Below are 12,180 nucleotides of genomic sequence, written 5' to 3' on the forward strand. Positions count from 1 at the left end.
GAGACCCGCATGCGGATCGCCAAATCGGTGCTGATAAAACCAGCTGAGAACGAAATCTACGCCATTCCGGCGGTGGCGCTTTCGCTCTTCTGCTTCGCCTATTCGCTCCGTTTCGGACAGCCGGCGATCCTGCTTTACTATGCGTTGTGGTTGCCGCTCATCGCAGTCGATTATCGTAAGGTGCTGGGCAGCTACAGCCGGTTCATCTGGCTGTTTGCCTTTGCCGGTTTCGCATTTCTGTCCGTATTCTGGTCGCAGGTCCCGAGCGTCTCGATGCGGGCGAGCATCCAATTACTGACACAGGTGGCCTGCGCGCTGATCGCCGTTCGCGTGGTCGACGTCCGGACCCTGACGCTTGGGATGGTGGCAGGCACGGCCATTGTGCTCCTTTATTCGATCCTCTTCGGCTTTTACGAATATGACCCGATCGACGGGACCTACAGTTTCGTCGGTGCTTTCGCGTCAAAGAACCAGCTTGCCTTCTACGCATCCCTGGGCATCATTTTCGCATATGCCGCCGTCTTCATCTACGGCGAACGCCGTCTGTGGATGATAGCCTCCGTCATCGCCGGCCTTATGTCCGCCTATTGCCTGCACGCCGCGCAATCCGCAACCTCGGTCATCACGACGGCAGCTATCGTCGCCCTGCTGATTGGCTTACGCGTCGTGCTCATGCTGTCGCCGGATAATCGTAAACTGCTGGTCGTCGGTGGCGGGGTTGCGGCAATCGTGCTCGCCGTGGCGGGTGTCTATCTCGGTGCCGTCGATGCGGTCCTTGGTCTTTTCGGCAAGGATTCGACCCTGACCGGGCGTACCTATCTGTGGCAGCAGGGTATTGCCGCAGCGACGCAACACCCGGCCTTCGGTGTCGGCTACCAGGCTTATTGGGTGCAAGGTTTTTCCGAGCCGGAGCGGCTATGGAAGGAATTCTTTATCGGCTCGAGAAGCGGCTTCCATTTTCATAACACCTACATCGAGACGGCAGTCGAACTCGGCCTGACCGGTGTGCTCATTCTGGCCGCCACAATCATCGCAACGCTGTGGGGGCATTTGCGCCGGCTGCTGGAGGATGTGCGCAACGATGAATCCTATCTGCTGTTCGGCATCATCGTGCTGCTTCTGTTCCGCTCGTTCGTGGAAATCGATATTCTGACACCTTATAACGTCGGTACGTTCCTTCTTTACTTCACCGCGGGAAAACTTGTCGGCGCGCGACAACGTTCGGCGATGGCCGCCCTGCGACGTTATCAATCCGTTTCGCCTGTCAATTCCTGATCATCTGCATCTACGCCGCGAGAGCGGAGTAAACGGGGAAATGCATGAAGACCCTCTACGGGATCCAATATTTGCGTGCTTTCGCGGCACTTGCCGTCGTCGTTTTTCATGCGGCGGAGAGAAGTAGCGAGCATTTCGTCATCGGCGCTGCGGGCGTCGATGTCTTCTTCGTCATCAGCGGATTCATCATGTGGGTGATCAGCGAGCGCAAGCCGTTGACGCCGCAGCGCTTCCTGCTCGACCGAGTCCGCCGCATCGCCCCCTCATATTGGCTTGTGACCATGATCATGATCGCCGGAGCACTGGCAGGGCTGTTTCCAAACCTGCGGCTTGCTGCCGGCCACGTCCTGGGTTCGCTCTTCTTCATTCCTGTGCACTCGCCGAGCACAGGCGAGATTTGGCCAGTCCTGGTTCAGGGCTGGACGCTGCAATTCGAGATGTTCTTCTATGTCGTTTTTGCCGGTGCGTTGTTCCTGCCGCGCCAGTGGCGGCTGCTCTTCCTCGCCGCGGCGTTCGGATTTTTCGTCGTCATCGGCGCGATCTGGCATCCGTCCTCGCCGATGCTCGCCACCTACACCCGCCCGATCATCCTGGAATTCCTGGGCGGTGTCTTCATCGCCGAACTGTGGCTGCGCCGCTGGATCGCGGGCCACAGCCTCGGGCTTGCTTTCGTCGGCGCAGCACTCTGCGGCTTTGCGGTGATCTATCTGAGTGGAGCGGAATTCGACGAGTTCATCTGCGGGCCGCTGGCGATGGCGCTGGTGTACGGCATGGTCTCGCTGGAGGCGGACGGCAGCATCGGCCGCGTGCCGGTGCTCACCTATTTCGGCGACGCTTCCTACTCCATCTACCTCTGGCACACGCTGGCGGTGTCGGTTGTCCTCAAGGCCTCCGGACTTGCCGGGATCCCCGATACTCTTACCGTGGTTGCGGCCACTTGCGCCGGAACGCTCCTGGGAGTCGCCGCCTACGAGATGATCGAAAAGCCCATGCGCAAGCTGCTGTCGGGCGACACCTTCAAGCGCCGCCCGCTCGAACGTCCTTCGTAGTCTCAGCGTCCAGTTCATCGGCAGATGCTTGCTCCGCAACAGCCGTCTTACGCCAGCGGGCGCGCAGCACGACGTAGAAGACCGGAGTCAGGAACAGGCCAAAAATCGTGACGCCGAGCATGCCGGAGAAGACGGCCGTGCCAAGCGCCTGGCGCATCTCCGCGCCCGGCCCCGTTGCGATCATCAGCGGCACGACGCCGAAGATGAAGGCGAATGCAGTCATCAGAATGGGGCGAAGGCGCAAATGGCTGGCTTCAATCGCCGCTTCCACGGGCGTTTTGCCTCCCTCTTCCGCCTGTCTCGCGAATTCCACGATCAGGATCGCGTTCTTCGCCGCAAGTCCGATCAGCACGATGAGGCCGATCTGCGTCAGGATGTTGTTGTCCATACCGCGGAAATGGACGCCAAGCAGGGCCGCGAGAATGGCGAGCGGCACGATCAGGATGATGGCGAGCGGCAGCACCCAGCTTTCATACTGGGCGGCCAGTGCCAGGAATACGAAGATGACCGACAGCGCGAAGATATAGATCGCGGTGTTGCCGGTGCCGCGCTCCTGGAAGGCGAGCTCGGTCCAGTTGAACGTCGTTCCGGGGGGCAGTACCGAGGCTGCGATCTTTTCCATGCTATCGAGGGCAGTGCCGGTCGACACACCCGGCGCCGGATTGCCCTGCAGCGGTACCGAGACATACATATTGTAGTGCTGGACGAGCGCCGGGCCGCTCCTGTCCTGAACTTCGATGAGCGTTCCCAGCGGCACCAGCGCGCCCGTCGCCGAACGGACCTTCAGAGCAAGGATATCGTCCCGCTCGAGGCGGAATTCCTGGTCGGCCTGCGCCCGCACCTGATAGACCCTGCCGAAAGCATTGAAGTCGTTGACATAGGACGTGCCGAGATTGATCGAGAGCGTATCGAATATGTTCGAGATCGGGACGTTCAGCATACGGGCCTTGTCGCGATCGATATTGAGGAAGAATTGCGGGCTCGATACGGAGAAGGTGGTGAAGACGCCTGTCAGTCCGGGTGTCTGGTTGGCGGTGCCCATCATCTGGTAGGCAAGGGCCAGAACCCGCCGCATGTCGCCGCTTTCGAGGTCCATCAGCTGCATTTTGAAGCCGCCGGAATTACCAATACCCCTGACGGAGGGGGGCGGGATGGCAATGATGAAGGCTTCCTGGATGCCCTGCAGGTTCTGGTAGAGCTGACCGATGATCCGGCCAGCGCTTAGAGCTTGCTCAAGCCTGTGTTCGAACGTGTCAAAGGGCGCGAAGACAACGCCTTGATTGGACGCGTTGGTGAAGGTGGCGCCGCTGAAGCCTGCAAAGGCCACCGAGTGAGAGACGCCAGGCGTTTTGCCGATGATTTCCGCCGCCTGCTGCACGACGGCGTCGGTGCGGTTGAGCGAGGCGCCCTCGGGCAGTTGAATGACGACGATTGCGTAGCCCTGGTCCATATTAGGGATAAAGCCACTCGGGACGATCCGGCCCATGTAGTAGGTCGACGCCAGCAGTGCCGCAAATACCAGCAGCGCACAAAACACGGCGGTCCTTGTCGCAACGATGTGGCGAACAAGCCATGAGTAGCCGTGGCTCATCCGGTCGAAGCCGCGATTGAAGCCGTTGGCGAGGCCGCGGCCCAGTCGCGTGAGCGGATTTCGCGTCTCTTTCGCATGTTCTTCGTGTGGCCGCAGCACGAGCGCGGCGATCGCTGGCGACAATGTCAGCGAGTTGATCGCCGAAATCGCCGTTGCGACCGAGATCGTCACCGCGAACTGCCGGTAGAACTGGCCGGTAATGCCCGGGATGAAGGTTGTCGGGACGAAGACGGCGATGAGGACAAGGGAAATGGCGATGACCGCCGTTCCGACCTCGTCCATGGTAACATGCGCCGCTTCCCTCGGCGTCATGCCCTTGGCCAAGTTTCGTTCGACGTTCTCGACGACGACGATCGCATCGTCCACCACGATGCCGATGGCGAGCACGAGACCGAAGAGCGTCAGCATGTTGAGCGAGAAGCCGAAGGCGAGCAGGAAAGCAAAAGTGCCGATCAGCGACACGGGGATCGCCACGATGGGGATGATGGCCGTGCGCCAGGATTGCAGAAAGACCAGCACGACAATTGCGACCAGCAGGGCTGCTTCGAAAATGGTCTTGTAGACCTCTGATATGGACTCGGAAATGAACTCCGTCGGATTGTAGACGATGTTATAAGCCAGCCCTGGAGGAAAGTCCTTGGCGAGCCGTTCCATCGCCGCCTTGATTTCGGCGGCGCCAGCCAGCGCATTCGTGCCTGGACGCGAGAAGATGCCGAGCGCCACCGCCGGCTTGCCGTCGAGGTAGCTGTTGGTGACATATTGCTTGGCGCCGAGTTCGATGCGGGCAACGTCCTGCAACTGTACGAGGCGGCCATCCGCTGTCGCTTTCACGATGACGTAGCGGAACTGCCGCGCATCGGAGAACCGGCCCTGCGTTGTCACGGTGTATTGGAATGCATTTGTGCCGGCCGCCGGCGGACCGCCGATTGAGCCGCCGGACACCTGCACGTTCTGCTCGCGCAAGGCAGCCACCACATCATTCGGGGTCATGCTATAGGATGCCAGCCTCTGCGGATCGAGCCAGATGCGCAGGGCATACTCGCGCTCGCCGAAGATGGTGAGATCGCCGACGCCGTCAAGGCGCACGAGCACATCGCGGATGCGGCTGCGGGCATAGTTCGAGACGTAAAGCTGATCGTAGCGGCTGTTCGGAGAGAGGATGTGCACGACCATCATAAGATCGGGCGAACTCTTCGTGGTGGTGACCCCGGTGCGGCGAACCTCCTCCGGCAGCCGTGGTTCGGCGATCGCTACCCGGTTTTGGACGAGAACCTGGGCCTGATCCAGGTCGGTGCCGAGCTTGAAGGTGATCGTCAGGGACATCGACCCGTCATCCGTCGCATACGAGGACATGTAGAGCATGTTCTCGACGCCGTTGATCTCCTGTTCGATCGGCGTTGCGACCGTGTCGGCGACGGTCTGGGCGTCGGCGCCGGGATAGTTTGTGCGCACGACGATGGTGGGCGGTGCTATTTCGGGAAACTGCGCCACCGGCAGCTGGAAATAGGCGAGGCCGCCGAGAATGAGCAGAACTATGGAGAGAACGGACGCGAAGATCGGCCGGTCCACGAAGAAGTGCGCAAACCTCATTGGGCCAGCTCCATGCTTGCAGCTTCCGGCGGGATATCCTCGCGGCTCTGCGGCAGTTCTGTCATCTGCGGCGTGACCTTGCTGCCCGGGCGGGCGCGCATCAGGCCGTTGACGACGATCGTCTCGTTGCCGTCCATGCCTTCGCGGATGGCGCGGTAGCCGTAAAGCCGCGGACCAGTTCGGACCGGTTTCGTCGAAATAGTGCCGTCTTTGCCGACGACATAGACGACGCGCTGGTTCTGGTCGGAGCCGATTGCGTCGTCCGGCACGAGAATGGCCCTATAGACGTTCGACGCCTCCACTTGCACGCGGCCAAAGAGACCGGGCTGAAGCACGAATTTCGGATTGTCAAAGCGGGCGCGGACCCGCATCGTGCCCGTCTGGCTATCGACCCGGTTCTCGGCGAAGTCCAGTTTGCCTGTGAACGGCTTATCGTTGGAATCCGTGATGCGGACCTTAACTTCGAGACCGCCGCCACCCTGCTGAAGCTCGCTGCCGCGTTCACGCGCAGTTTGCGCGAAGTTCAGGAGCCGGCGTTCATCGACGTCAAAATAGAAATCGATCGGGTCGAGTGAAACGATGGTCGTCAAAACCGATTGATCGGCCTGAACGAGATTGCCCACGGAAATCAGCCGGCGGTCGATGCGGCCGCTGATCGGGGCGGTAATCGTCGTATATTCCAGATCGAGCTTTGCGCGGTCGGCCGTTGCTTGAGCGCCTCGGAGATTGGCTTGAGCGGAATCCCATTGGCTGCGACGTTCCTCGAGCAAGGAAATCGACTGGCTGCCGCTGGTCGAGAGCGATGCCGTTCGCTTGTACTGCGCATCGGCATACGTCAGCGTCGATTTCGCCACTTCCAGCGCAGCATTCGCTTGGTTCAGGGCAGTGATGAAGGGCCGCTGGTCGATGACGAACAGCAGGTCGCCTTTCTTGACCAGAGAGCCGTCGGTGAAGTGCACCTCCTGCAGGTAGCCGCCGACGCGCGATCGCACGGAGACCTCGTCGACTGGCTCGAAGCGGCCGATGAATTCGTCATTATCGACCACGTCCCGGACGACGGGCTTGGCGACCGTGACGGACGGGGGAGCCGGAGGGGCTTGCTGTGCCATTGCAACGATCGGCGCAAGCGCTGCAAAGCCAACAAATGTCAGGATGTTACGAAAAGAGTAAGGCATAGCAACCCCCGCTGCTGGGCGGCCGTTATACCGCCGATCTTACACTGTAACGATGCAATTCATATCTGCTGCTTTGGAACCCGGTTTCCCGTGTTCGTCTTCCTGTCTCGTCATGCGGCCGGCCGCCGCGCCTGGTTTTTCGAAGAGGCAGAGGTTCGTCCCGGGTAAACCTCTGGCATAGGAATATAGACGCCAGTGGATGAAAATTGCAAACGCCAACCGCTCGCCGTTTTGAGATTTGCGTGAGGCCTCAGCCCTCGACGATCTGCTCGCTCTCGGGCGACGACGCAGCGAGCTCGGCCCAATCGAGTTCCTGCTCCAGGATGTGGAACATATCGTCGTCGATGGCGTCGGCGCGGCGCATTTCGGCGAGTTTTTCCCGCTTGGCAGCGATGATGTTCCGCCGCAGTTCGTCCATTTCACCCACCTCTCGCGGATGCTCGCCACTACGCGCGATCTCGCGCTCCGAAGCGTAGACATCGCGCAGGATTTTTGCCGACTTTCCCTGCTTGGTTTCGAGTTCCTTGAGTGCGGTTTCGATCAGTTCGACGCGGGCCTGCGACAGATCTTTCCCCCATGAATGGTCGGGCTCGAAGCGGAGAAAATGGATGAGCGGGCCGAGCGTAAGACCCTGTATGATCAAGGTGCCGAGAACGACGGCGAGCGCGGCAAGCAGAATGATATCGCGGGATGGAAAGTCGAAGGGCAGAGCAAGCGCGGTCGCCAGCGTCACCAGCCCGCGCATGCCGCACCAGCCGGCAACGAGGCTCATGGAAAGCGTCGGCGCCTGCTTTGTGGCATGGCGCGACGGGAAGAGAGCCATCGTGCGGTTATAGAGAAGTTCCCAGAGCATGCGCACGACGACGACGGTGACGAAGACGGAAATGGCGACGGTTATTGCGAATGTCAGCCGGTCCGGTTCCATTTCGAGGAATATCTGCCGGGCCTGAAGGCCCATGAGCAGAAATGCCAGGACGTTCAAAAGGAAGACCGCTGCCTCCCAGACCGAATAGGAATGAATGCGATGGCGGGCGCTTTGGCGCTCCGGCATGTAACGGGCAATGACCATCGCATAAGCGACGATCGCCAGGATCGCCGAGAGATGCAGATGTTCGGCGATGATCCAGGTGCCGAAGGTGGCGACGAATTCCAGCAGCGTCCCGCCGAGCGTGCCTGCGAGCTTGATGCCGATCAGCATGTAGGCGCGGCCTGCGAGATAACCGAAGATGAGTCCGCCGGGAACGGCAAATGCAAGCAGCGGCAGGACGCTCGCGAAGAAACTGGGGCTGGCGGCGGCCGCGACTGCGGCGCTGAAGATGAGCAGGGAGACTGCGTCGTTCAGCAGGCTTTCGCCTTTGAGGACGACGTAGGTTTGGCGCGGCAGGTTGAACCTTTCAAGCATCGCTGTCGCGGCCGCCGCGTCGGGCGGGGCGACAATGGCACCGAGCGCGATCGCTGCTGCAAGCGGAAGGCCCGCGACCGTCACGCCGACGAAGGCGACCGCGGCCGTGGTCAGTATCACCGCGATAGCTGCGAGCGAAACGAGCGGCAGCCAGTTCTGCCTCAAGGTCCGAGGCGGCAAGTCATAGGCGGCGTCGAAGAGAACAGGGGCAATGAACAGGGCGAGCGCCAACTGAGGGTCGATGCCGATTTCCGGCGCCCAGGGTACGGCGGCGACGATGACCCCGGCGATCGCAAGCATGGTCGGATAGGGGATCAGAAATTTGCGCGAGAACTGCAAGAACACGATCGCGACCAGCAACAGGCTCAGCATGCTCTCGAAAAACGCCATCGATTTCCCCATCGCCATCAGTGTTTGAACAAGAAACTAGCGCGGCGGCGGGGCTTGCATACGGCGCTCTGGTGCTGGAGAAGCGAATGCTTAACTATGCCCTGCGACATTTTGGCCGCAGTCGCAGAATTTCCGGCGGCTGATCTTGTTCCGCGAACCGTCAGAACGTATTTGCAAGATCATAAGTGTGCTTATAAATAGCTGGCATATCTTGAGTGCGCATCCTATCTCATGAAGTCAAACCTAGTGCAGGCGTGCCGACACCGGTCGCCGAGAATGAGCTGAACCATGGCTGATAACTCCTCCCTGCGCGTCGTTGGTGACGCCAGTGCAAAGAACCTCACCGAAGACAAGAAGATCTCCGAAACCCAAGAAACGGTAGCCGAAGCGCCTTCATCCAATCCAGCGCCGGTTGCCGCCGTGGCTGCGCCCGACGGTACCAAGGTCCGCCGTCGGCGCAGCCTCACACGTCCCGTGCTGTTCGCGCTCCTGCCCGTCGCCCTCGTTGTCGGCGGCTATTACTACGTGAACGGCGGACAGGTGATGTCGACCGACAACGCCTATATCCAGGCCGATATGGTTGGCCTGACGACGGACGTTTCCGGTATCGTCGACCAGATCAACGTACACGAGAACGAAACCGTCAAAGCGGGGCAGGTGCTCTTTAGCCTGAAGCCCGACAGCTTCCGGATCGCGCTCGACGGCGCAAAGGCGCAGCTCGGCGCCCAGCGCAACCAGATCGAAAACCTGAAGGCCAGCTATCAGCAGTCGCTCGCGGAAATCACGCAGGCGGAGGCAGACATCCCATATTACCAGGCGCAGTTCGCCCGTCAGCAGAATCTCATTAACAGTTCCGCGGCGACGCGTTCGGCTTATGACGAGGCAAAGCACGACCTCGATGCCGCGCTTCAGAAGGTTGCGGTCGCCAAAGCGCAAGCCGCAGCCACGCTCGCCCAGCTCGGCGGCGACGCCGGCCAGCCGGTCGAGCAGAACCCGCTCTATCTCGAGGCCAAGTCGAAGGTGGACGATGCCCAGCGCGAACTCGACCATAGCGTCGTCAAGGCACCGTTCGATGGCATCGTCACCAACGTCAACGCGCTGCAGGTTGGCTCGTACCTGCAGGCCTCCCAGCAGGCTTTCTCGCTGGTCGCCACCAACCATCTGTGGATCGCCGCAAGCCCGAAAGAGACCGAGCTTACCTATGTGAAACCGGGCCAGGAGGCGGCCATCTATGTCGACACCTATCCGGGCGTTGAATGGAAGGGCAAGGTCGAGAGCATTAGTCCGGCATCCGGCTCCAGCTTCTCGCTGCTCCCGGCGCAGAATACCACCGGCAACTGGGTAAAGGTCGTCCAGCGCATTCCGATCCGCGTCAGCATCGAGGATGCTGCCGGTAAGCCGCCGCTCCGCGTCGGCATGAGCACGATCGTCGATGTCGATACAGGCCACGCCCGCGGCCTGCCCGATTTCGTCAATAACCTGTTGGGCCGTTCCGGCGGCAAGGACCATGAGTAACGCTGCATCTCCGGCCGCACCCGTTGCCAATCGCGGCGCGATCACGGCCTGCGTCATTCTCGCCGTTATCATGCAGGCGCTGGACACCACCATCGCCAACGTGGCGCTGCCCTATGTGCAGGGCAGCGTTGCGGCGAGTGCCGATCAGATCAATTGGGTTCTGACCTCCTATATCGTCGCGGCTGCCATCATGACGCCGCCGTCGGGCTTCCTGGCTGCCAAGTTCGGCCGCAAGAACGTCCTGCTGACGGCGATCGTCGGCTTCGTCGTCGCCTCGGTCCTCTGCGGTCTTGCCCAATCGCTGAACCAGATCGTTGCGTTCCGCCTATTGCAGGGCCTGTTCGGCGCCGCTCTCGTTCCACTCTCTCAGGGCATCCTCCTCGACATCTATACGCTCGAGGAGCGCGGCTCGGCCATGGCCTTATTCGGCGTCTCGGTCATGGTCGGGCCGGTTCTGGGCCCGGTCATCGGCGGTTGGCTGACGGACAACATCAGCTGGCGGTGGGTGTTCTACATAAACGTGCCGATCGGTGCGCTGGCGTTTGCCGGGATTGTCATCTTCGTGGCGGAAACGAAGCGGGATGCTCTGGCGAAACTCGACTGGTTCGGCTTCGGCATGATGAGCCTCTTCATCGCCGCGCTGCAGCTGTTTCTCGACCGCGGCGAGCAGCTCGACTGGTTTTCGTCCGGCGAAATCATGATCGAGGCGATCGTCTGCGCCGCTGCCTTCTATCTGTTGGTCGTGCATACGCTGACGGCCGAGAAATCCTTCGTGAATCCACGCTTGTTTCTCGATCAGAATTTCGCGGTCAGCATGGTGTTCATCTTCGTGGTCGGCGTCACCTATCTTGCTTCGCTGGCGCTGATGACGCCCTATCTGCAGACGCTGATGGGTTATCCGGTGACAACCGCCGGGATCGTCATGGGTCCGCGCGGCATCGGCACCATGCTCTGCATGTTCATCGTTGGCCGCCTGATCGGCAAGGTCGATACGCGCTGGCTGCTCCTGGCCGGCCTCGGCCTGACAGCCTGGGCAATGTATGACATGACGGGCTGGACGCCGGACGTTTCGCAATGGACGATCGTTTCCGTCGGCTTCATCCAGGGCGCGGGGCTCGGCTTCCTCTTCGTGCCGTTGACGACGATCGCCTTTTCAACGCTGCCGGCGCATATGCGCGGCGATGGCACGGGCCTCTACAACCTGTCCCGCAACATCGGCTCCAGCGTGGGCATTTCGATCGTCTCGGCGCTAATCGTCGAGAATACCCAGAGCAATCACGAGTCGATCGCGGCCTATGTCACGCCGTTCAACCGGGCCTTCGATGCCGCCGCTGCACAGTCGCTCAGCCCGCTCACCGCGGCGGGCCGGGCGTCGCTCAATGAGCTCGTCACGCTGCAGTCGACGATCATCGCCTATATGGACGACTTCAAGCTCCTGATGCTGATGTCCGTGGCCGTGATGCCGCTGGTGCTGCTGCTGCGCAAGCCCAAGGCCGCTGCCACCGCCCCATCCGATCACACCGCCGTCATGGAATGAAGCTCCGGACATCATGCCATCGCAGGCGAAAGCCGCTTGGCACTTTTTCGGAATTGCTCTAGCGGAACGGCTTGCTCAGATATCGCGAGCCCTGAATGCCGAAGCGCCATGGTGCTTCGGCATTCTTCGTGATCCCGATCCTTGTGCCCGCGATGATCGGAACCGGTGTAGAAGGTGAGATGGAATAAGGCGGGTGATCGAGCAGCCGATCGTTGAGTGCGATATCGATGCCGAGCGCCTGGCAGAGCTTGCCCGGGCCGCTGCAAAGCTGGGTCAGAACATCGGTACCGCGCCGCTCGATCATCGCGGCGATCCCGCTTTCCGGTTCGAGTGCGCGGATCAGCACGGCTGAGCCGGGCGTGCAGACGAAATTCAGGCACCAGTACATGCCGTAGATGCGGTAGATATAGACGTTGCCCGGCGGGCCGAACATTGCGCCGTTCCGTTTCGTCGGGCCGCGGAAACTGTGCGAGGCCTCGTCGTGCGGGAAATAGGCCTCTGTCTCGGTGATCCGCCCGCCCGCACCGTTGACGAGCAGATGGCATCCGATGAGATCGCGGGCGACGGCGATCGCATCGCGCTCGAAGAAGCTTCGAAGTTCATTGCCGGTCAAAGGACCGCTTCCGATGGCGCCCATGTTCGTCATTCAAATCCCG

Annotated in this window: 8 protein-coding genes; 4 read left to right on the forward strand and 4 right to left on the reverse strand. The window is 61.0% G+C overall.

Going from position 1 to position 12,180, the window contains the following annotated elements; translation table 11 throughout:
• Positions 1–9: 9 nt before the first annotated feature.
• Together HGP14_RS24410 and HGP14_RS24415 are read left to right on the forward strand one after the other, a co-directional pair.
• The gene (locus tag HGP14_RS24410; protein WP_168832454.1) at positions 10–1,275 is read left to right on the forward strand and encodes an O-antigen ligase family protein; all 1,266 of its coding nucleotides are present in this window, start codon (positions 10–12) and stop codon (positions 1,273–1,275) included.
• 44 nt (positions 1,276–1,319) lie between these two features.
• Positions 1,320–2,324 carry an acyltransferase family protein gene (locus tag HGP14_RS24415; RefSeq protein ID WP_168832455.1) on the forward strand — a complete coding sequence of 335 codons (1,005 nt, stop codon included), beginning with the start codon at positions 1,320–1,322 and terminating at the stop codon, positions 2,322–2,324.
• Here the strand turns inward: HGP14_RS24415 and HGP14_RS24420 are convergent.
• From HGP14_RS24420 to HGP14_RS24430, 3 genes are all read right to left on the reverse strand, one after another.
• Positions 2,293–5,505, reverse strand: a complete 3,213-nt coding sequence (locus HGP14_RS24420; protein ID WP_168832456.1) for an efflux RND transporter permease subunit — start codon at positions 5,503–5,505, stop codon at positions 2,293–2,295. The genes HGP14_RS24415 and HGP14_RS24420 overlap by 32 nt on opposite strands.
• Positions 5,502–6,680 carry an efflux RND transporter periplasmic adaptor subunit gene (locus tag HGP14_RS24425; protein ID WP_168832457.1) on the reverse strand — a complete coding sequence of 393 codons (1,179 nt, stop codon included), beginning with the start codon at positions 6,678–6,680 and terminating at the stop codon, positions 5,502–5,504. The genes HGP14_RS24420 and HGP14_RS24425 overlap by 4 nt, the downstream gene beginning before the upstream one ends.
• A 250-nt stretch (positions 6,681–6,930) precedes the next feature.
• The gene (locus HGP14_RS24430; protein WP_168832458.1) at positions 6,931–8,472 is read right to left on the reverse strand and encodes a sodium:proton antiporter; all 1,542 of its coding nucleotides are present in this window, start codon (positions 8,470–8,472) and stop codon (positions 6,931–6,933) included.
• A gap of 288 nt (positions 8,473–8,760) precedes the next feature.
• Here HGP14_RS24430 and HGP14_RS24435 point away from each other — a divergent pair, with 288 nt between their 5' ends.
• Together HGP14_RS24435 and HGP14_RS24440 are read left to right on the forward strand one after the other, a co-directional pair.
• On the forward strand, positions 8,761–9,987 hold the full coding sequence (locus tag HGP14_RS24435; RefSeq protein WP_168832459.1) for an HlyD family secretion protein: 1,227 nt from the start codon (positions 8,761–8,763) through the stop codon (positions 9,985–9,987).
• Positions 9,980–11,524 (forward strand): DHA2 family efflux MFS transporter permease subunit, encoded by a 1,545-nt coding sequence (locus HGP14_RS24440; RefSeq protein WP_168832460.1) that lies wholly within the window; start codon positions 9,980–9,982, stop codon positions 11,522–11,524. The genes HGP14_RS24435 and HGP14_RS24440 overlap by 8 nt, the downstream gene beginning before the upstream one ends.
• Before the next feature lie 58 nt (positions 11,525–11,582).
• On the opposite strand, the gene HGP14_RS24445 is transcribed toward HGP14_RS24440, so the two are convergent.
• Positions 11,583–12,170, reverse strand: coding sequence for a DNA-3-methyladenine glycosylase (locus tag HGP14_RS24445; protein ID WP_168832461.1), 588 nt, complete (start codon positions 12,168–12,170; stop codon positions 11,583–11,585).
• Positions 12,171–12,180: the final 10 nt, after the last annotated feature.

The sequence above is a fragment of the Rhizobium sp. P32RR-XVIII genome, assembly GCF_012641395.1.
Taxonomy (GTDB): domain Bacteria; phylum Pseudomonadota; class Alphaproteobacteria; order Rhizobiales; family Rhizobiaceae; genus Rhizobium.